We start from the raw sequence: 21,727 nt of genomic DNA, 5'->3' as shown, positions 1-21,727 counted from the left end.
ATTTTAAGTTAACAATTAATTGCCGCTTTTGATAGAGTAATTTCGCATTTAGAAAAATAAGGAATACAGGATGTTAAACACTTGGTTTAAACGATCTGGTATTGCAGTGGCGACGACACTGTGTATAACAACAATGACCCCCGCGGCGCTCGCAGCAGAGCTAAAGCAAGTTACTTCGGTTGAAGGTATTAGTGAATATCGCTTAGACAATGGTCTACAGGTATTACTCTTCCCAGATCCAACGAAAGAAACGGTAACTGTTAACGTTACTTATCACGTTGGTTCTAAACATGAGAATTACGGTGAAACGGGTATGGCTCATTTACTTGAGCATTTAGTGTTTAAAGGTACACCTAAACACAAAGACATCCCAGCAGAGCTAAGTTCTCACGGTGCCCGTCCTAACGGCACAACTTGGACCGATAGAACAAACTATTTTGAAACGTTTGCAGCAACTGAAGAAAACATCGATTGGGCTTTAAGCATGGAATCAGACCGTATGGTTAATTCTTTCATTGCTAAAAAAGACCTAGACAGTGAGATGACCGTTGTTCGTAATGAGTTTGAACGTGGTGAAAACGACCCGTACCGTATTACGATGCAACGCATGATGGCAACAGCATACGAATGGCATAATTATGGTAAAACAACAATCGGCGCTAAGGCTGATTTAGAGAACGTGCCAATTGAGCGCTTACAAGCATTTTACCGTAAATATTATCAGCCAGATAACGCAACGTTAATCATTGCCGGTAAATTTGAGCCAAAAGTTATGCTGAAAAAGATTCAAGCTACTTTTGGTCAAATCCCTAAGCCTGAGCGTGTAATCAATCCTCTATACACTTCTGAGCCTGCGCAAGATGGTGAGCGAGAAGTAACGATTCGTCGTGTAGGTGATATGCAGTTAGTTGGTGCTGGGTATCATGTGCCAGCAGGTTCACACCCTGACTTCGCTGCGCTTGACGTACTAAGCGAAATTATAGGTGCACCAGCAACGGGTCGAATTCACAAGCAAATTATCGAAAAGAAATTAGCAAGTAGTGCTTTTGGTTACAACTTTAAATGGGCAGAACCAGGTGTTGCTTTGTTTATGGCGCAAGTAGACAAAACTGGTGATTTGCCAGCGGCACAAGCAGCGCTTCTGAAAACGCTAGAAACCATTGCTGAACAACCTATTACAGCAGAAGAAGTTGAAAAAGCTAAGCGTACTTTACTTAAGAACATTAAGCTTTCATTTAACTCTTCTCAAGGTGTTGCTTTAACATTAAGTGAATGGTTAGGAATGGGCGATTGGCGTTTACTATTCTTAAACCGTGACCGTGTTGAGCAAGTTTCAGTAGAAGATGTACAACGCGTTGCTGAGAAGTACTTAGTGCGTAACAACCGTACAGTAGGTCGTTATATTCCTGCTGAAAAAGCAGAGCGTGCTGAAATTCCACAAGTCGCTAATGTTAGCGAAATGGTGAAAAACTACAAAGGCCGTGAAGCAGTAGCTCAAGGTGAAGCGTTTGATCCGTCTCAAGAAAACATTAACAAGCGTACAGCAATTAGCAAGCTAGACAGCGGTGTTAAAGTTGCTTTATTACCTAAGAAAACTCGTGGTGAATCAGTTGTTGCTCGTTTTTCTATTCAGATGGGTGATGTATTAACCCTGCAAGGTTTAGGTATGGTAGGTGATATCACTGGCTCTATGTTAATGCGTGGAACAGAAAGCTTATCGCGTGAACAGTTAAAAGAAGCTTTTGATAAACTAGAATCACAAGTTCGAATTGGTGGCTCTGCAACTAATGCTTTCGTTACTGTTAATACCACTAAAGCTAACTTAAACGAAACCCTTAAACTTGTAGGTGAAGTACTTCAAAAACCTGCTTTTGATGCGAAAGAGTTTGAGCTATTTACTAGTGAATACAAAGTAGGTATCGATCAAAACTTACAAGATCCACAAAGCATTGCTTTTAGAGCATATTCTCGTCATCAAAGCCCTTACCCGAAAGGTCACCCGAACTATGTAAATACGTTTGAGGAAGACTTAGCGGAATTGGCTAGTGTTAGCCTAGACGATGTAAAAGCTTTCCACAAAGACTTTTACGGTGCAGGTAGCATGCAAATTACCGTAGTAGGTGATTTTGATGAGCAAGAAATTACTAGCACTTTAGATGACATAACTGCTAACTGGAATAGCAGTAAGCCTTATGCACGCGTGCCTTCGCCGTATAAGAAGCTTTCGTCTGAGACTATGGTATTTGATACACCAGACAAAGAAAATGCAACGTTCGTCGCTTCGTTATCAATTCCAGTTGGCGAAAATCACAAAGATGCTCCAGCGCTAACTATTGGTAACTACATGCTTGGTGGTGGTTTCTTAAATAGCCGTTTAGCAACGCGTTTACGTCAAAAAGATGGTTTAAGCTACGGTGCTGGTTCATTCATTAACATGAGTGGCTCTGAACAACGTGCTGCACTTGGTGCTTACGCGATTTGTGCGCCACAAAACCTTGAGAAAGTGGAAATTGGCTTTAAAGAAGAGATTGTTCGCTTACTTAAAGATGGTTTTACCGACGAAGAAGTAAAAGCGGCTAAGTCTGGTTTACTTCAAGGTCGTAAAGTAAGCCGTTCTCAAGACAGAGAGCTCGCAGGTAAGTTAAACACTAACTTGTACTATGATCGCACCATGGAGTTCAGCAAAAAGTACGAAGCAGGTATTGCTAAGCTAACAGCTGACGACATTAACAAAGTTATGCGCAAGTACATTAAGGTTGAAGACTTCGCGATCATTAAAGCCGGCGATCAAAAGAAAGCCAAAGGTGAATAATTGAAAGTAAGTAAGGGTTGATTTGACTAGTTAACTCTGATTACACTTCAAATAAAAGCGGGCACTATTTGGGCCCGCTTTTTTATTAAATATCGTTTATGTTTATCAGTAAAGGCGACTAACTAATTGAAAATGGGCTGTTCTAGGCTTGACCGAATAGAATTTCATGTTAAATTTTTGTTATGGATTTGACTGTGTCTTTATTAATTACCTAAGCGTTCCTTTGGAAAACAATGTTGTAGTATTTAAATAGACTAAGTAAGAGCAGCAGAAAATGATATTTTGCTACTATCTCGCAATGGAGTGTTAAATGAATAAACCTGTACTTAAAGAAACATCCAAGATAACGCTATTTACGAGCTTCTTCTTTGCGATAATAACAAGCCATATTGTTGAACAAATATTTACCTTAAAACTCTACTCTATTCCTTTTAATATTCTTAAATTGGCGATTGGATTTTGTATTTTTATATTGGTTTATTTTACATGGTTCTATTTTTTTAAATGGTTATATGGAGACAAGTAATACCATACTATGATGGATTCAAAGTTGGTGTTCTTTACTGTTAAAATAAAACCTTGTTGTTTGCTCTTTTCATTAGGTAGTTATGCACACAGTTTTTGTCTCTGACATTTTTGGCTTAACCGAGCCGCTCATTGATTTCTGTTCTTCCGTTTGTTTAGATTTTACTATTGTCGATCCATACTGTGGCGAGCGTTTACAATTTTCCGATGAAGCAGAGGCTTATAGCCACTTTATGTCTAATTTGAGTGTGCAAGGCTATGCAGACTATTTAGCGGAGACGTTAAAGGCTATTAATGGACCGGTAAATCTTATTGGTTTTAGTGTTGGTGCATCAGCAGTTTGGCAAATATCCGACACTTTAGGCAGCGAAAAGGTAAATTATGTAGGCTGTTTTTACGGTTCACAAATCCGACATCAGTTAGAAAAAACACCCAATTTTGCAGTGGATGCTTTTTTGCCTAATGTCGAGAAAACCTTTGATATTGACCTTATAGCCGAAGGGTTGGCGAACAAAAGCCAGGTAAATGTTGTTCAAACAAACTATGGTCACGGTTTTATGAATAAACTCTCTCAAAACTTTGAACTAAATGGTTATAATACCTATCTAGAGATAATAAAGCGTGAGCTAAACAGCTGATTTAGTGTTTCCTTTTTATATTCTTATCTACTTGTAAATGGAGTTTCCCGTTGAAAAAATTATTTTCCCTATTATTAACGTTATCTGTCTTTACTACTGTTGGCTGTGCTTCATCTTCTGATTATCAAAAAAGTGCTGATAGTAACGCCAAAGCAGGCGAATATTTAGAATCTATCGGTCAGCCAGAGGAAGCAAAACGAGCTTATGAAGCTGCTCGAAAAGAACGAGACGCCTCAACGGGATTATTTCCAACACTGGTTAGTTTATTTGAAGCAATTACTGAATCAGAAAAATGAGTAATGGTCTTATGCTGGGATTTGAGTGATTATAGTCTTTACCTAGCTATGCAGAGATAAAGGAATAACATGAAAATACTTCATTGGATACTGGTTATATTAGTTGCCTTTGTGGCTGTATCTGCGGGACTTGCCAAAGCTTTTCAAATCCCTCAAGAAGTGCAGTTTCTTAGCTTGTTTGGCTTTAATGTTACCTTGATAATTGTGTATGGCATCGTACAAACTCTTGGCGGCATATTAATGCTAATTCCTAAGACTTTAACTGTAGGCGCGTTTATTACCGCTTTAGCTTTTATTCTTTCTTCGGTACTCATTTTAATCAGTGGCGATTTGGTGTTTTTTATTGTGTCTATAGTTCCCGTTGTTTTTACTTATTTAACCGTTTGGAGCGCATCAAAAGCTTCCGAAATTAGAGATAACGAACAAACTGAAACGGTTTGAAGCAGCTTAATCAAGTGAGCTTTATACGGTGTTTTGTTTTTGGAATTGGCTTTAGGCTAGTGCTCGCCTATAGCTACTACTTTATAACGCTTTATCGATAAAAAGGACGTTAGATAAATGAAAGTCGCTATTGTTGGTGCCGGAATTGGTGGGTTGACTACCGGTATTTTTCTTGCCGAACAAGGGCTTGATATTCACCTCTATGAGCAAGCTGCGGCTAATAAAGCAGTAGGGGCTGGTATTATTCTGGCGCACAACGCTACGCAAGTTTACAAGAAACTCGAACTATACGAAAAGCTTTTGTCACTAGGGCACCCTGTAGAATCTATCAATATCACCGATGAGAAATTTAATTCAATTTCGCAAATGAACAGTAAGCGATTTGAAGATAAGTATCAGGTTAAAAATATTGCGATTAGGCGCTCTGATTTACAGCATGTGTTAGTCGAAAAATTCCTAAAATCCAGTCAACTGCATTTCAATAAACAATTAATCGGGCTTCAAAATAACGATCGTTGTCAGCTCGCTTTCGCTGATGGAACTGTTGAGACTTTTGATGCCGTTTTCGGTGCTGACGGTATTAATTCTGTTGTTCGAGACAGTGTTGTTGCAACAAGCCAATTAAGAAATACGCATCAACATTGTTGGCGGGGAGTTGCCAATGTTAAATTGTCTGCTGACTTTCAACATGGCTTGTATGAGGCGTGGGGAATGGGGGATAGATTTGGTTTTGTTCAAGTGTCATCAGAGCACGTTTATTGGTATGCGCTTCATAATATAACGCCAAAGTATCAAGGTAAGTCGATTGAACAAATATTTAGTGGCTACCACCCGTTAGTTTCTGAGTTAATAGCTAATACTGAACAGTCTACTATTTTCGCTACCGAAATAAATGATTTAAAACCAGTGAGCCATTGGGTTAAAAATCGCGTTTGTTTACTCGGTGATGCGGCCCATGCGACAACACCGAATCTAGGGCAAGGGGCTTGCCAAGCCATTGAAGATGCTTATGCTTTAAGTGAATGTTTTGATCCTTCTGCAATTGAGCAATCGCTTATGCAGTATCAACAAAGTCGATTTAATAAAGCACGGATGATCGTTAATACCAGTTGGCGTTTCGGTAAAATATCCCAACTCGAAAATCCCTTTGTTTCTCGCGTCCGAAATTGGTTAGTGAAAAATACACCGACTTCATTGAATATCAGGCAATTTGAGAAAATCTATACGTTATCTAACAGCAACTAGTGCTTACGCTCTATTCTGTTTTTTGTAACATGTGCTATGGTTACAACTGCTAGCCTATGAAGTTGTTACATTATTATTTTATCGGTAACTTGGCTTATTTGATTGTTTTGCGACCTTTAACAAAGGGAATTGAAATGAATAAGCTACTCACCACTTTTATACTTACTTTGATTGTTGTTGTACTTTCAGGTTGTTTTCAAAATCAACAAGAATTACTTGTTGGCCATTGGCAGTGTAATGGTCAAGAAGACAATATGAAGCTGTCTGGTAAACTTGAGTATGTCAGCAATGGAACGTCAAATGCACTCATGGAGATTCGTATGCGTGATTCAGGTGCGGAAGTCGTGTTTGAAATGATGGCGCAAGGCTCATGGCAACTTACTGAAAATTCACTGGTTGAATCGATTACTCGAATAACAATCACGCGATTTAATGTTAACGGACAAGAGTTACCTCCTAACCAGTTTCCACAAGAAATGAAAGATGCATTGGTTGGCACATCTTCTGGATCTGAAGTGATTCAACTTGATAAGCACGTACTTATTACCAAAAATTCAGGCACACAAACTACGTGTTCGAGAGTTTAGGTTAGCGTGATGTCCTGTGTATATCGCCTTCAAGACTTTCGATGTCACTCACTATAATACTGCCGTTTCTCACATCGTAAGCCATTAATTGCGCGGTTTTGAATTTACTCTGCGCTTTTGATGAGTTAATAGGAGCGACATGAATATATTCGACTCCCTGTTCCATATGGCCAAAATAAAGAGTACCTGAATCTATTTTTGCGTGAAAAAATTCGTTTGGCAGTTTTACGTTTGTCTGAATAAGTTTGAGTCTGCTTTTATCGAACACTGCACTTGTTTTTGAGTTAGGAGTTAAATGCTCCGACATTAATGTATTTTTAACTTGGACAAGTAGATTACTGTCTTTCTCGATCAAATAGCTATCTTGTCCATTAAATCTATCAATAAAACCATAGGCCCAATTTCCGTCAAGCTCTAGTTGATTTTTGGTTGAAGTATCCACTAATACAAGTTCAGGAGTGCCATTAACAACCTGTGTAATGGCTGCTATGTTATTGGAAAACCAATTAACGGCAATAATAGGTGCCTTACTGGTAAATATGCTGTGTTTGTCACTAAGTTCAGTTAGGGATTTCTTTCCGGCTAAATATGTCATAGCGATGGCAAAGACCGTATCCCCCGTGCTGAGCAGTAAATTATCGTTATTGGCAGATAACACAAGATGATCGACTTCATAATTTTCAGTAAAATGGGTCAATAATGTTGACGCCGACGAAGTGTAATCGGCCAGGTATATTTGTGTTTTACCCGTGCGCTTTGAAGTAAAAAGGTATTGGGAGTTATCTTTAAACAGAGCAGGAGTACCATCGTTTACTGTTGAGTTATCTAGAAAGGCGGGCTCGGGATTTTCCTCAGTATCGTTTTTCACAGTAACGTCAATTAATCGATTGCTGTAGTTTTTTTTCTCTGTACTAAACAACAAATTTTTACCGTCAGGCATTAGGGATAAGTTTTTCGACATATACTCTGAAATACTAACAACAGGGGCGGGGTCTTCTCCCAAAATGTCGCTGTACATTATTTGATGCGAAGGTGTCTTTGCCCGATAGTAAACGTGGTTGGAATCGTGTGCCCAAATGGCACCAGTTAATACATAATCAAACTGCTTACCCTTGGTGATAGTGCCTGTTTCTATGTTTAGCGATAGCAGCTGCGTTTTTTGATCTTTATTGGTACTCATAATTAACAGCTTTTTACCGTTGGGCGAAATGGCAATGTCGTGATGCCCCCAGCCTTTTGGCGTCTCTTGAGTGACTAAAGCGTGTTTATCTTGAGATATGTCGTAGCTGTAAATATGGTTTGGCCAAAAATTTTTAGGTTGTGCGGTGTAATAAATGACGTTTTGGAGAGGGTTATATTCAATATCTTTAATACGTTTATCATTACAATCAAACAGTTTCTTTGTCTGTTGCCATGTTAATTGCTTTGTATTTAATGATTTTGTCCCCAAGTTGTCTTGTTCACCAAGTGTTGCTCGATAAACACTGCACAGTAGTCCTTGTCTAGTAAGGTAAAGTAGCTCAATTTGTTGCTTGTTATCGGCTTCTGCTACGGCAAAAATTTCACTAATGTTATTAGTGCTTGTACCTATTAATTGGCTATTCCCAGTATTAATGTCGCGAAACCACAACTGCTTATCGCTTTTGTTAGGACTCTCTTTAAGGTAAAACAAAAAACGACCGTTTGGATGAATTTGTGCAGATTCTTCTATGCCATGAGCACGTGTTAACTCAACTATGGAGGTGTTTTTACTCTCTTTACCGTTGTCAGATAATTGAAGTGATATCAGATTGCCTACTGTTAAGAGCAAGCCTAAAAAAATAACAATCGATAGGTGGCCAATATTGGTGGACTTCTTAACCTTTTCTTCTTGATTTAGTTTGGTTAATGGAGGCCTATCGACCGAAGAAACCGCTACATTTGTCGTTTTCACAGCACAAATTAATCGATAGCCACGTTTAGGTACAGTTTCGATATAGCGAGGTGATTTAGCACTATCACTAAGCACTTTTCTGAGGTTTGCTACATGCTTATTGATTGCGTTATCTGTGATCAGTGAATTCGGCCAAAGCGTTTCTAAAATCTCTTGGCGAGTAATGATGACGTTAGGTTGGCTGACAAAGAGTATTAGTAAATCAAATAATTTAGGCTCAATGGCTACGACATCGCCTTGATGAAGGAGTTGAGACTGCTTTTCATCTAATGTGAATTCGCCAAGCTGGATCATGTTCGCTAAGTTATTCCTTAATCGATAGTCATCGTCATTGATGATTGACTCATTCATCCGAGTCTATCATGCGTTTCTTCTGTTGAAAAAGTCACAGAGTGATAAAAGTCTTTGATTTGCTTATAAAACCGTCGGATAAACGATAATTCACCTTTTCTTCACCTTTTTTCCTTGGAAATTCATTACTCCGATTCGCTGATAATCCACTATTTTGTTGAAACTTAGGAGGATTACATTATGTATAAACATACTATTTCGTTACTATTTATTATCTTGATAGCGGTAACTAACAACTCTTTTGCCAAGGTAAGAGGAAGTGCTGAAGAGGCTAAAATATCATCACATATATTGGGTGAAGAACGAGAGCTATTGATCCGTTTGCCGAACAACTACCATAAGAATAAGGAGCAAAACTATCCGGTACTCTATTTAACAGACGGTCTTCGAAACTTTAATCATGCTGTTGGCTCGCTAGACTTGCTTATTCAGTCGTACATGGCTGAAGATACCATCATAGTTGCGATTAAAAACACACACAGAACACGAGACTACACGCCTACATATGATGAAAGTTACAATCGTTGGGGGGTATCTGGAGGAGCCGATAATTATCTCGACTTTTTAGAAAAAGAGCTGATCCCATATGTTAATGCTAACTACCGTACTAACAATTACAAAATACTGTCAGGACACTCCTTAGGGGGCTTACTGGTCGTCTATTCTTTGCAATCGCGCCCACACTTATTCCAAGCACACTTTGCCTTTAGCCCAAGCTTATGGTGGCACAATGGTATTGTCTTAAAAGAAGCGGAAAAGTTTTTTAAGCAAAACACACCATTAAATAACTATTTATACGTTAATTTGGCGGATGAGGGCGGTCATATGAGAACCTCTTTCGATAAATTCAGAGAGGTATTGGCGGAAAATACCCGATCAGATTTTCAGTTTAATGCTGAGCTGATTGAAGCAGAAGATCACGGTACTATCGCCATGGTGGGGCACCCGCTAGCCTATAAATATCACTACCAAAGGTTTACTTGTCCTAACGAAGTTGTAAAACAGGGAGTAAGCGCGATAAAAGCATTTTACGAAAAGTTATCGAAAAAACACGGTATTGAGATCAAACCGCAATATGATGTGGTAAAACATGCCGCTTATTCAGCACTAAATAACAAAGAGTTTGATGAAGCTATTTCGATATTTGAGCTAAATGTAACTAATTACCCACATATGGCCGATAGTTACAGTCGCTTGGCTTACGCCTATGAAGCTAAAGGCGATATCCCTAAAGCGCTCGTGTTAGTAAATAAAGCGCTTAATATGAGTGTAGATGAGCATGTTGAAAACAATGCGTTTAAAACGCATAAAACACATTTGCAGAATTTGCTAGATAAAGTAGCTGCTGAATAGCCACTTTGTGGGTAATTTAAACGAAGTGTTGAAATAAAATTCTGAGGAACGGACATTAAATTTAAATATCGAACGATTATTGCAGGATAATTGTTCGTTATTCTTTGTTCGATTCTCTAACGAAATATCTAATTTAAATCTATTCTTTATCTTTCGCCTTATCAAAGCTAAAAACAATGTTATTGTGGCACTCTAATTTTTATATAAATCAAAATGATAGATAACTAATTTTGTTTGGTTGATTACAATTAGATAATAGGTAGATTAATGAGTAAAAGGAATTTAGCTTCATTCGCAGTATTAGCTGTACTTGGTTTTCCCCTGTCATTTTATGCTGGTACTCAATATCAACAAGGCCAACCGCAGCAGAAACTGCTAGAACTTTCACACAATAGTTATCCGCGACAAAGCGGCACTGTGACGACTCGTGCATCTATTGACAATGAATCGGAAAGTCACCTTTCTTCACAAAACGCCAATCCACAACAAGATGAAATAGCGAAACTTCGTGAAAGCATCAAAGTGCTAGAAACTCAATTAGCTGCTTTTAAGCAGGGCGCTGATGAAAAAGAGCAACAAGCTTTAGCCACCAGCGAACAAAATGAGTTGTATAGCTCAGAAGAATTAGAAAAAGATCAATTTGTGGAAGAGGGCCACACCAATACAAATAGAAGTGTACCCTTAACTGACTTGATGTCTGAAACCTATGCAACTGTGGTGTCGAGTTTAGGTGATAAGTATGTTGATGTCGTTAAAGAAATGCACGCCGAAGAAGCTGATTATGATTGGGGAGATAATATGGAGCAGCAAATACGCGATTTTATCGTAATGCATGAGCAGGCGCCTTCAGTCACTATCGACTCTGTGATGTGTAAAGCATCGGGCTGTGAAATAAGAGTGATTGAGCGCCAAGACGACACTTATGATTTGATAAAGAAAGATCTTGAAATCCAATATTGGTGGCAGTTTGCATTTGTTATAACCTTGAATACCTATGTAACAGATAAAGGTACTCACAGTTATACCCTCGCCAGAAAAGAGCAATTTTAGCAGCTATTAATTTTAAAATGTTTGATTTGCACTTTAAAAAATGAAAAGTAGATGAAAAATGTTTAAAAAAATGCGTTAATCTCGCACCATAAAATTGTCTTTATTGTTAATGAAAAGCGAGATTCCTAGATGATAGATTTTTCAGTATTACCTTTATTTTTCACTGCTATTTTCTTTCTCGCGATATCGCCTGGTCCTGACTTAGTCCTTATTTCTACTTATTCGTCGAGCAAGGGATTTAAAGCAGGGCTATCGATATCAATAGGTATTTTGTTAGCAGGTATACTACAAACATTTTTAGTCGCGTTTGGTTTAGGGCAATTAATGCAAGCCATGCCAATATTTGCAGTTGCTGTCAAAGTTGTTGGCGCCTTGTACCTGAGTTACTTAGGCGTAAAAATGATCATGAGCTGGCGTAGAAAAAGCCACCAAAATAGTTCGAATAACCCAAATGGTCATTTAACGCATGCAAATTTAATTAATCGAGGCTTTTTAAATAATTTACTTAACCCCAAAGCCTTGATGTTTTTTAGTTTGTTTCTCCCACAATTTACTACTGGAACAGCAAGTTTATCGGTGCAAATTTTAGTCTTAGGAATATTGCTAAGTGTTTTTACATTCTTAGTGAATTGCTCGTTTTCTATCACCTTTAGTAAAATCGGTGCGGTTATAGGAAAAAAACTTCGTCTTGGCAGGCATATAGATGGTTTACTCGGCGTAATCTTCATTGCATTGGCAGCTCGCTTAGCGACAAGTAAATAGGAGTGCTGAAGTTACGTGGACTGCCTAGATTGAAAAGCGCCTAAAGTTTCGTCTTGCAAATAGTCACTGAATGCTTGAGCGAGTAGCGATAATTTACGCTGTTTACTGTGGACTAAATACCAATCGCTGGTAATGGGGAACTGTTCTACGTTAAGTTTTACAATGCCCTTTACAGGGTGGTTTTCAAAAGAGTGGCGGCTTAAGATAGCAAGGCCTAGGCCTTCTGCCACCATGTTTTTAATGGCATCGTTACTTTCTACCATCATACGTTCTCTTAGTGCGATACCGTGTTTGGTACAGAACCTATCAATAGTGCGACGAGTACCTGAGCCTTTTTCTCGTAAAATAAAAGGGTAATGCTGAATTCTATTAAGTGTTACAGTGCTCTTTCGCGTGAGTTCATGCCGTTCAGGCGCTATCACGACCAAATCATTATCGAGAAAAGGTACCTTGTTTAGTGGTAAATCGTCAGGGCAATGACTTAGTACGTAAAAATCATCTTGGTTCTGCATTGCCCGCTCTATAACGGTTTTTCGGTTTCGTATGGTTAGTTCGACATCTATGTTGGGGTATTTGCGGCAAAAGGGACCCAGTATCTTAGGTAAAAAGTTTTGCGCGGTAGATACAATACAAAGTCTAAGCGTACCTGCTTGCAAACCATTATATGCATTTAATTCTATGGCTAAGTTTTCAAAATTATTGGCCACTTGTTGAGCTGCACGATAAACACTAAGGCCAGCCTCTGTGATAACAATTTTCTTACCTTGTTGATGATAAAGATCAACGTCTAATAACTCTGAGAGTTTTTTTAGCTGAATCGACACAGATGGCTGCGCAATAAACATTCTTTCTGCCGTTTTCGAAACACTTTTCGTTTCTACTAACATGGAAAAAAGTTGTAATTGTCTGATAGTCGGTGTGCGGTTCGCTAGAAACATGTATAGATAAAAATAAATAGAGTTATTAGTTTATATATATTGGAATTAATATTTGTGCAAGTTTAATCTGATGTTAATCAACAAAATATCACTATAAATAGGGGAGCCGAGAAACATGTTAGAAGCGATTCGCAACAATGTTCGGGTGCTAGGTCAGTTATTAGGCCAAACTATCGCGGTAGAAAAAGGCGATGAATGGGTAGATCAAATTGAGCACATTCGTCATTTAAGCCGCAATGTAATGAACGACGATAAAAGTGCGTTAGCTGAGTTACAGGCGTTGTTCGGCAAAACGAATGAACAAGACATGTTGGTGTTTGCCCGCGCGTTTAGCCAGTTCTTAAACTTGGCCAATATTGCTGAACAGCAATACACTGTGAGCGAACAGGGGCTTGCAGAATTAGATCTAGCTCATCCACTGGAAACTCTTCAACAAAAATTAGGTGATGTTGATGCCGCCACTTTCAAACAAGCGCTAGAAAAACTGCATGTAGAGCTAGTGCTTACGGCTCACCCAACGGAAGTAAATCGCCGTACTTTTATCCACAAATATCATCAAATCGCGTTAGAACTTGAAGCAAACCCTGAAGATACTACTCGCATTGCTGAGTTAATCGAACAAGCTTGGTTTACCAATGAAATAAGAAATGAGCGCCCAACGCCACTCGATGAGTCTCGTTGGGGTTTAGATGTTATTGCCGATAGCCTATGGCAAGCAGTTCCTAAGTTCATTCGAGAACTCGATGAAGTTGCCAAAAAACTCACGGGTGAGCCAGTCGCATTAGACTATACCCCTATTACTATGGCTAGCTGGATGGCTGGCGACCGCGACGGTAACCCATTTGTTACCGCAAAATTAAGTGAACAAGCGATACTCAACGCCCGTTTACGCGCAGCAGAGCTATATCTTCAAGACTTTAAAGAATTGTATTTAGAGCTATCCATGAACAACGCGAGTTACGATTTAGTGCAAGAAGATGTTGAAAACATCGGTCCTTATCGTCATCAACTTAAAAATGTTGTTGATCGCTTAGCTTATACGGTTGACCAATTGAGCCATGGAAAACTTGAAGGCGCGATTGAGTCTAAACAGGATTTATTGGCACCACTTTACCGATGTCGTGAAAGCTTAATCGAAAATGGTTTGGTGAGAATTGCTGATTCAGGTGTTTTAGATTTGATCCGCAAAGTACACTGCTTCGGTATTTCAATGGTGAAGCTTGATATTCGCCAACACAGTGAACGTCATAATCAAGCGATGGCTGAAATTACTCAAGCCTTGGGTTTAGGTGACTACGAAAGTTGGAGTGAACAACAACGCTGCGAATTTTTACTTTCCGAATTGAAAAGTAAAAGACCCTTAATTCCGCAGGTTGAGTTTTCGTCTGATGTCAGGGAGGTGTTGGATACCTATCAGATGATAGCTCGACAACCTGCGGAGTTACTAGGCATCTATATCATTTCAATGGCAAGCCAAGCCAGTGACGTTTTGCTCGTGGCGCTTCTGCAAAAAGCGACAGGCGTGAGTTGGAACATGCCTATTGCACCATTGTTTGAGACCTTAGACGACTTAAACAATGCACCAAAAGTTATGGCGGAATTACTTGATATTCAAGATTATGCCGAGCGGTGCGAAGATAAACATTATGTGATGATTGGCTACAGTGATTCAGCGAAAGATGCCGGCGTATTAGCAGCGACTTGGGGTCAATACTCTGCGCAAGAATCATTAGTGGAAGTGTTTAAAGAACGCGATATTGAATTGAAACTGTTTCATGGTCGTGGTGGTACAATTGGTCGTGGCGGCGGCCCAGCAAATGCGGCAATTGCTTCGCAACCGCCCGGTACCTTAGCTGGTGGTTTACGTGTCACTGAGCAGGGCGAAACTATTCGATATAAGTTTGGTTTACCTAATCTAGCAGTGCGCAGTTTACATTTGTATGCTTCTGCGATTTTAGAGTCATTAGTTACGCCACCGCCTGAACCAAAGGCTCATTGGCGCGAGCTTATGGATAAAATGGCTGAACAGAGCTGTTCTCAATATCGCAGTTACGTGCAAGAACAAGAAGATTTTGTCCGCTATTTTAGACAAACCACCCCAGAGCAAGAGCTATCTTCCTTGCCTTTAGGATCGCGCCCGAGTAAACGTCGTGCAGATGGTGGCATTGAGTCTTTACGCGCAATTCCTTGGATTTTTGCATGGAGCCAAAATCGCATGGTAGTGCCAAGCTGGTTAGGGTTAGGCAAAGCTATCGCAGATAATGAAGACGCGAGCAAGATCATGCATGAAATGCTTGAAGAGTGGCCATACTTTAATTCTCGTATTTCTTTAACAGAAATGGTTTACGTAAAATCTGAGCCGTTAGTGGCTAAGCTTTATGATGACGCTCTTGTTGAAGAAGACCTTAAACCTTTAGGTGAAGAGTTACGCAGTCAATTAAAGGCAGACGAAAAAGCCGTATTATCGCTATTAGGGCAAGAGCAGTCGCTTGAACGAGATCCATGGAATTTAAGCTCGTTTGAGTTAAGAAAATATTACTTGTTACCTTTACACATTATGCAGATTGAAGCATTAAAACGCTTACGAGATGATCCAGAGCATCCTGTATATGAGCAGTTATTAATGGTGACAATGGCAGGTATTGCTACAGGTATGCGTAATACTGGTTAATCAATGCTTGTGCTATAGAACAGGAAAAAGCCGATGATAATCATCGGCTTTTTATATGATATCGTGTCTGTAATAAGTACCTAAGCCTCTATGCTTCTAGGGCTGTTGACGTGTCGCCGTAATAACCACATCTCTAATATTAACGTTTTGTGGTTGAGAATACATAAATGCCGCGGTTCTGGCGATATCATCACTCACTAAAACGCCGCCCATGGCCTCTTTCCAATCGTTGTAGCCGTCGATAATTTCTTGATTTGTTGTATGGCCTAAAAGCTCAGTTTCTACCGCACCTGGGCAAATTGCCATCACGCGAACATTATAATCGGCAACTTCTTCACGTACATTTTCAGTAATTGATGATACAGCGAATTTTGTACCCACGTACGCGGCATGATTAGGGAACGCTTTCTTACCTGCGACAGAGCTAACATTAATAATCGTTCCTGCGTTTCGCGCTTTCATATCAGAAAGTACGGCTTGCATACCGTTTAATAAGGCTAATACGTTTACATCGTACATGGTTTTCCATTCTGCAGGATCCTGTGTATCTATTTGGCCCAATAACATGACGCCGGCATTGTTAATTAAACAATCTACAGGACCAAAGGCAGCTTCAGCTTCTTGAATCGCCGCCCGAAATGCATTTGCATCGGTAACGTCAACTTGGCGGCATAGCGCATTTGGTAAGTTAAGGGCTTCGATTTTTTCAACTCTGCGACCTAATAACAAAAGTGAGTGGCCCATTTCTGAAAAATGTTTCGCCATAGCAGCGCCAATACCTGAACTAGCGCCAGTGATAACAACAAGTGGTTTAGTCATAACAAACTCCTATTTAAGCACGAACAAACGAATTTGTTGTTCTTTGCAATTGATAGACAAACTATAGCGTCTATTTTTATAATGAAAAACATGTCTAATCTGAAAACATTGTTAGGTAAAAATGAACAATATTTCTTGGCGAGGAATTAGAGCTTTCATAAAAGTAGCAGAGCACGGCAGTTTTACCGCAGCCGCTGATGCATCAGGTTTTTCTAAAGCAAATTTAAGCCAATTGGTTTCTGAATTGGAACGGGACTTACGTGTCCAGCTTTTGCATCGTACTACTCGACAACTAAGGTTAACAGAAGTGGGAGAGGGCTATTATCAGCGGTGTAAACAGGCTACTTTGTCTTTAGATTCAGCGGCTGAATGGGCAACGCAGTCAACTGGTGAGATAAATGGTGTTATCCGAATGAACTCCGTTGGGGGCCTCATTGGTGAAGATATTATTGGTCCACTCATTGTTGAATTTCAACAGCAGTACCCTAGCGTGCAAGTTCATTTGGATTTCTCAAGTATTCGAGTTGATTTAATTGAAAACCATTATGATCTGGTGCTTAGAATGGGTCAGTTGCCAGATTCTAGCTTGATTGCACGGAAGGTGCGTTCCATCACCACACATTATGTTGCTAGTCCAAGCTTTCTAAATGTTCAACCTAAGATCTTAGAACCTGAAGATTTAAAAAAAGTCCCAGTAATTTATGGTTCTGTTAATAGTTGGACCATGAATAAGCGTCACGCTGACAGAAATAAAACCGCGGAGCAAAAAACTATTCAAATTGATAAAGGCACTAAAATTATTAGTGGAAGGGTGATGCATCACGCAGCGCTTAAAGGTCTAGGTGTTACGCGCTTGGCTGATATTTATTGTCAATCTGATATTACCTGCGGTCGATTGAAAGAGGTGTTACCAGAGTGGGCAGAAGAAACACCGATCTCATTAGTATGTCCGCCAAATAGGTATCAATTAAATAGAGTAAAGCTATTGATGGATTGGCTAATCGAGCGATTTGACGATAAATATTTACCGTTAATTTCTAGTGAGCTTGATACTAGCAGCTAGATTGTTAGCCAATAACTTTTAGTGACGATTGTTTTATTTTAGGCTGCTTAGTTGGTATGTAGTGTGTCAGTTTTTTTTACAAACGTACTACACTCCTTTATAGATTGTTTAAAAAACATTCGTTTTTACAAACGTTTATTGTAATGGAGTGGTTTTTGCATCGAGTCTGCCAGTTGTTTTACGTGTAAATAAAACTTAAACATCGGCATAGGGAACAATAAAATGAAAAAATGTATGATATTTATAGTGGTATTGTTTTTAAGCATTAAATCAACAAACGTTCATGCTAATTTAATTCAGATAGACTTTAATTTGTCTCCAACTATCGGAAATAGTGGGACTATAAGTATGTTGTTAGATAATCTTGGCGATGGCTCTTATAGTTGGGAAAGTTTGTTATTAACTGATTCGATTTCAATGTCAGCTTCCTTTAGTGGGAATACCTGGTCAGCAAACCAATTCGATCCTGCAAAAGACGAGAATTTTTTTGTTAATATAGCTAACGGCGGTAATAATGTAACATTTACGTCAACAGGCACTTGGATGGTCTTTGGCAATAATTCAAACCCAACGTCTAATATCCTTTTGATAGGAGTAAGTTCCTTTCCTCAATATGCCTTTGGTTCAGGTAGCTTTGCTTTAGGATTGGATCAATCTATAGATGGTAGAGGCGGGTATAGTACGACTATTACTATGAGGCAGTCTGGTAGTTCAAGCGGGAACCCAATTCCAGAGCCTCCCGTGGTAGCTTTATTTTTCCTAAGTGCACTGGTTATTGCTTTTCGCAAAAAGAAATCACAATTTTTATAATTTATATTATTTACCAAAACGCTCAATTGAATGGTTAGCGTTTTGGTTTCCTCACAAGTTTCGTATTAATTGCGTCTTAGCTTTTATGAACCGATATGGTTTACTCGCTAGTATTTTGTTCGGCTAATTTGCGGGCTTTTTTCAGTTCTTTGTGCTCTTTTCTGCGGCGCTTAAAAAAGGCTGAAAGCATAGCGCTACATTCTTCTTGCAGTAATCCTTGCTCTATTTCTACTTGATGGTTGAGCTTTGGCTCTTGCAGTAGGTTAAACACCGTTCCTGCGCTACCCGTTTTACCATCTGTGGAGGCAAATACAATGCGTTTTATGCGGCTATGAACAAGTAGCCCTGCGCACATAGGGCAAGGTTCAAGCGTTACATACAAGGTGCAATCGAGCATTCGGTAATTATTGAGCGCTTGGCCTGCTTGCCTAATTGCCATCATTTCAGCGTGTGCTGACGGATCGTTTAAGGTAATTGATTGGTTATAACCTTCACCTATGATTTTTCCATCAGCAACCACCACGGCACCTACCGGAATTTCATCAATTGCTTCGGCTTGTTGCGCAAGCTCAATGGCGCGCTGCATAAATTGTTTATCTGCTAACGTAAAACGCTCGACTGTTTCTGTATCAGCCATTTATAAAAAGCTCTCCAACAAACTATTTAAGTATCTATGACCTAAAGTGGTTACGCGCCAATTATCATTTTCTTGATGTAATAACCCCTTGTCGCGGGCATTGAACATCTCACTTTCTATTGTTGACCTTGACAAGCCTGTACGTTGTTCAAAATCGGCAAGCGTAAATGATGAAGTTAATCTAAGTTGGTTCATCATAAACTCAAAAGGGAGTTCGTCTTTTTCTACTGTGTTTAAATGGTCTAAGTGATCACGCTCTGGTTCAAGGTAGCCTTTTGGGTGCTTAACTTTTACCGTGCGAACAATCTTGTTTTCTTCTGGCAGCGTTATTTTACCGTGAGCACCGCAACCGATCCCTAGGTAGTCGCCGAAGCGCCAGTAATTTAAATTGTGTTTACATTGCTGCCCTGGTTTCGCGTATGCAGATATTTCGTATTGCTCATAGCCTGCTTCACGTAACAGCTCAACACCTTTTTCTTGAATTTCCCATAAAGTATCGTCCTCAGGTAGCTGTGGCGGCTTGGAATAAAAGGCGGTGTTCGGCTCTATGGTCAGTTGATACCACGACAAATGCTTAGGCGCTAGCGCTATTGCTGTGTTTAAATCGTCAAGCGCATGTGCTAATGATTGACTAGGTAAACCATGCATTAAGTCTAGATTAAAGCTATTAACACCACATTCATGGGCAAGAGTTGCTGCCCTTTTAGCTTGGTCGCTATCATGAATTCTCCCGAGTTTAATTAACTTGTCTGAAGCGAAACTTTGCACACCAATAGATAACCGCGTAACACCTGCGTTGGCAAAGCCGATAAACTTATCTGCTTCAACGGTGCCAGGGTTTGCTTCTAAAGTAACTTCAATATCTGGGGCAAAAGGTATGCGCTTTTTAACACCCGAAAGTATTTCTTCGATAGCCTTCGCTGAAAATAAACTAGGTGTACCGCCACCGATAAAAATAGATTCAAGCTTGCGGTCTTTAATAGAGAACCTATTTAAGTCAGCTTCTAAATCCAATAGGAGTTCGGCAACATATTCTTGCTCAGGAATGCCTTGCTTAACGGCATGAGAATTAAAGTCGCAATAGGGGCACTTCTCGACACACCAAGGGATATGAATATACAAAGAAAGCGGTGGAGCTACTAACATATGGCTGATTAGTCTTTTAATTGCTTAACAAGTTGAGCCAATGCTTTGCCGCGATGGCTTAGACTGTTCTTAACGTCTCGCGGTAGTTCTGCAGAGGATTGTTGTAAATCTTCTTGCCAGAATAACGGATCGTAACCAAAGCCTTGGCTGCCTTTCGCTTCAGTTAAAATAGAACCTTGCCATACACCGTGGCAAATAATAGGTGTTGGGTCGTCAGCATGGCTCATGTATACCAAAACACAGTGAAATTGTGCGTTTCTTTCTTGTTCAGGAACGCCTGTTAATTCAGTTAACAGCTTTTCGTTATTTGTTTTGTCAGTCGCATTGTCACCCGAATAGCGCGCTGAATATACGCCAGGTGCGCCACCTAAAGCATCAACAGCTAACCCTGAATCATCGGCAATTGCTGGTAAGCCAGTAAGTTTAGCTGCATGGCGAGCTTTAATTATCGCATTTTCAACAAACGTGGTGCCAGTTTCTGGTACATCAGGCACTGAGAAGTCGCTCTGAGGTAGCACTTCTATATTTTGGTCGGCTAACATTGCCGCCAATTCTTTAACTTTACCTTGGTTGCCTGTCGCTAAAACTACTTTTTTCATCGATTTACTTTACGGTGAGCTTTGAATGGCGCTAATAATACCTTAATCTACAGGCAAGCAGAATCACTTGTCGTAAAGAATCCACTCTATGTCGTTAAAAGACAACCTTCTTGGTTTGATCATAATCTGTATTTGGGGCTTTAACTTTGTTGTTATCGCTTGGGGCGTGCAAGATATTCCACCTTTGCTTCTAGGCGCTGCACGATTTTTGATGATAGCAGCCATTGGCTCCTTGTTTGTGAAAAAGCCCGATATTCCGTGGCGTTGGATGGCGCTATACGCCTTTACGTTATGTTTTGGCCAGTTTGCTTTTCTATTTTCTGCGCTGGCTTACGGCATGCCAGCTGGCTTGGCCTCGCTGGTTTTGCAGTCACAAGCCTTGTTCACGCTCTTATTTGGTGCCTTGTTGTTAAAAGAAACTGTCAGGTTTTATCAACTATTAGCGGTTGGCCTAGCTTTCATCGGCTTGTGGCAAATCGCGGTAGCAGGTCAGGAAACTGATATGACCGCTATAGGCTTTGCTTTTACCATCGCTGGCGCGATTGCATGGGCGTTGGGAAATATTGTTAATCGAGTTATTAATAACAAAGGATATAAGGCAAACTTAGGTTTAGTGGTTTGGTCGTCTTGGGTGGCATTTATTCCATTTTTGCTATCAGGTTGGTACCTAGAGGGCACACAAGCGGTTATTGACTCTATTATGTATGTTAATCAGAAGTCGCTGTTTGTTATCGCTTATTTGGCTTTTGCAGCATCGATTGTCGGTTATAGCTTGTGGAGTCATTTACTGGCTAAATACCCTGCCGGGCAAGTTGCGCCGTTAACTTTGGCCGTTCCTGTAGTCGGGCTGGTATGTGCACAATGGTTCTTAGGCGAAGAAATAGAATCTAGTCAAATTGCTGGCATGGTGTTAGTGATGATTGGCCTTGTTATAAATACCTTGGGTGGCAAAGTTAAGGCTTTACAAAGATTGAAGTTGAGTAAATAAGTTTTGGGTGATACCGACCTATAAAAAAACCGTGAAATGATTCACGGTTTTTTGTTTTTATCT

The 21,727-nt window shown here is 39.8% G+C and carries 19 protein-coding genes; 13 read left to right on the top strand and 6 right to left on the bottom strand.

Features of this window, described 5'->3' with window-relative positions; all coding sequences use genetic code 11:
• The first annotated feature begins 70 nt into the window (after positions 1 to 70).
• The 6 genes from ACOB80_RS14030 to ACOB80_RS14005 all read left to right on the top strand — a co-directional run bounded on the left by ACOB80_RS14030 (position 71) and on the right by ACOB80_RS14005 (position 6,544).
• Positions 71 to 2,812, top strand: a complete 2,742-nt coding sequence (locus tag ACOB80_RS14030; RefSeq protein WP_473166477.1) for a M16 family metallopeptidase — start codon at positions 71 to 73, stop codon at positions 2,810 to 2,812.
• Between the two features lie 608 nt (positions 2,813 to 3,420).
• Positions 3,421 to 3,975: a dienelactone hydrolase family protein gene (locus tag ACOB80_RS14025; protein WP_473166476.1), complete on the top strand. Its 555-nt coding sequence runs from the start codon at positions 3,421 to 3,423 to the stop codon at positions 3,973 to 3,975.
• Positions 3,976 to 4,025: 50 nt separating this feature from the next.
• A complete protein-coding gene (locus tag ACOB80_RS14020) occupies positions 4,026 to 4,271 on the top strand; it encodes a hypothetical protein (RefSeq protein ID WP_473166475.1) in 246 nt (81 codons plus the stop codon).
• 69 nt (positions 4,272 to 4,340) lie between these two features.
• The gene (locus ACOB80_RS14015; protein ID WP_473166474.1) at positions 4,341 to 4,712 is read left to right on the top strand and encodes a DoxX family protein; all 372 of its coding nucleotides are present in this window, start codon (positions 4,341 to 4,343) and stop codon (positions 4,710 to 4,712) included.
• 117 nt (positions 4,713 to 4,829) lie between these two features.
• Complete coding sequence (locus tag ACOB80_RS14010; protein WP_473166473.1) at positions 4,830 to 5,957, top strand: FAD-dependent monooxygenase; 1,128 nt, start codon at positions 4,830 to 4,832, stop codon at positions 5,955 to 5,957.
• Positions 5,958 to 6,091: 134 nt separating this feature from the next.
• A complete protein-coding gene (locus ACOB80_RS14005; protein ID WP_473166472.1) occupies positions 6,092 to 6,544 on the top strand; it encodes a hypothetical protein in 453 nt (150 codons plus the stop codon).
• A 1-nt stretch (position 6,545) separates the two neighbouring features.
• On the opposite strand, the gene ACOB80_RS14000 is transcribed toward ACOB80_RS14005, so the two are convergent.
• Complete coding sequence (locus ACOB80_RS14000) at positions 6,546 to 8,828, bottom strand: winged helix-turn-helix transcriptional regulator (RefSeq protein ID WP_473166471.1); 2,283 nt, start codon at positions 8,826 to 8,828, stop codon at positions 6,546 to 6,548.
• Between the two features lie 180 nt (positions 8,829 to 9,008).
• Here ACOB80_RS14000 and ACOB80_RS13995 point away from each other — a divergent pair, with 180 nt between their 5' ends.
• From ACOB80_RS13995 to ACOB80_RS13985, 3 genes are all read left to right on the top strand, one after another.
• Positions 9,009 to 10,181: an alpha/beta hydrolase-fold protein gene (locus tag ACOB80_RS13995; RefSeq protein WP_473166470.1), complete on the top strand. Its 1,173-nt coding sequence runs from the start codon at positions 9,009 to 9,011 to the stop codon at positions 10,179 to 10,181.
• 267 nt (positions 10,182 to 10,448) lie between these two features.
• On the top strand, positions 10,449 to 11,231 hold the full coding sequence (locus ACOB80_RS13990; RefSeq protein ID WP_473166469.1) for a hypothetical protein: 783 nt from the start codon (positions 10,449 to 10,451) through the stop codon (positions 11,229 to 11,231).
• Positions 11,232 to 11,360: 129 nt separating this feature from the next.
• Positions 11,361 to 11,993 carry a LysE family translocator gene (locus ACOB80_RS13985; RefSeq protein ID WP_473166468.1) on the top strand — a complete coding sequence of 211 codons (633 nt, stop codon included), beginning with the start codon at positions 11,361 to 11,363 and terminating at the stop codon, positions 11,991 to 11,993.
• A gap of 11 nt (positions 11,994 to 12,004) precedes the next feature.
• Here ACOB80_RS13985 and ACOB80_RS13980 read toward each other — a convergent pair whose 3' ends face one another.
• The gene (locus tag ACOB80_RS13980; RefSeq protein WP_473166467.1) at positions 12,005 to 12,931 is read right to left on the bottom strand and encodes a LysR family transcriptional regulator; all 927 of its coding nucleotides are present in this window, start codon (positions 12,929 to 12,931) and stop codon (positions 12,005 to 12,007) included.
• A gap of 115 nt (positions 12,932 to 13,046) precedes the next feature.
• Between ACOB80_RS13980 and ppc the strand changes: the two genes are divergently transcribed.
• Complete coding sequence (gene ppc / locus ACOB80_RS13975; protein WP_473166466.1) at positions 13,047 to 15,602, top strand: phosphoenolpyruvate carboxylase; 2,556 nt, start codon at positions 13,047 to 13,049, stop codon at positions 15,600 to 15,602.
• A gap of 96 nt (positions 15,603 to 15,698) precedes the next feature.
• On the opposite strand, the gene ACOB80_RS13970 is transcribed toward ppc, so the two are convergent.
• A complete protein-coding gene (locus ACOB80_RS13970; RefSeq protein ID WP_473166465.1) occupies positions 15,699 to 16,421 on the bottom strand; it encodes an SDR family oxidoreductase in 723 nt (240 codons plus the stop codon).
• A 121-nt stretch (positions 16,422 to 16,542) separates the two neighbouring features.
• Here ACOB80_RS13970 and ACOB80_RS13965 point away from each other — a divergent pair, with 121 nt between their 5' ends.
• Entirely contained in the window at positions 16,543 to 17,484 is a 942-nt protein-coding gene (locus ACOB80_RS13965) for a LysR family transcriptional regulator (protein ID WP_473166464.1), read from the top strand.
• Between the two features lie 222 nt (positions 17,485 to 17,706).
• Positions 17,707 to 18,294, top strand: a complete 588-nt coding sequence (locus ACOB80_RS13960) for a PEP-CTERM sorting domain-containing protein (protein WP_473166463.1) — start codon at positions 17,707 to 17,709, stop codon at positions 18,292 to 18,294.
• Positions 18,295 to 18,394: 100 nt separating this feature from the next.
• On the opposite strand, the gene tadA is transcribed toward ACOB80_RS13960, so the two are convergent.
• The 3 genes from tadA to ACOB80_RS13945 are packed head-to-tail and all read right to left on the bottom strand — an operon-like array spanning position 18,395 to position 20,676.
• Entirely contained in the window at positions 18,395 to 18,931 is a 537-nt protein-coding gene (tadA, locus tag ACOB80_RS13955) for a tRNA adenosine(34) deaminase TadA (protein WP_473166462.1), read from the bottom strand.
• Positions 18,932 to 20,077 carry a radical SAM family heme chaperone HemW gene (gene hemW / locus ACOB80_RS13950; RefSeq protein ID WP_473166461.1) on the bottom strand — a complete coding sequence of 382 codons (1,146 nt, stop codon included), beginning with the start codon at positions 20,075 to 20,077 and terminating at the stop codon, positions 18,932 to 18,934.
• 8 nt (positions 20,078 to 20,085) lie between these two features.
• The gene (locus ACOB80_RS13945) at positions 20,086 to 20,676 is read right to left on the bottom strand and encodes an XTP/dITP diphosphatase (RefSeq protein ID WP_473166460.1); all 591 of its coding nucleotides are present in this window, start codon (positions 20,674 to 20,676) and stop codon (positions 20,086 to 20,088) included.
• 88 nt (positions 20,677 to 20,764) lie between these two features.
• Between ACOB80_RS13945 and ACOB80_RS13940 the strand changes: the two genes are divergently transcribed.
• Positions 20,765 to 21,664, top strand: coding sequence for an EamA family transporter (locus tag ACOB80_RS13940; protein WP_473166459.1), 900 nt, complete (start codon positions 20,765 to 20,767; stop codon positions 21,662 to 21,664).
• Positions 21,665 to 21,727 lie beyond the last annotated feature (63 nt).

This window comes from Thalassotalea coralli, assembly GCF_055786205.1.
This window is presented reverse-complemented; position numbering and strand designations above follow the sequence as displayed.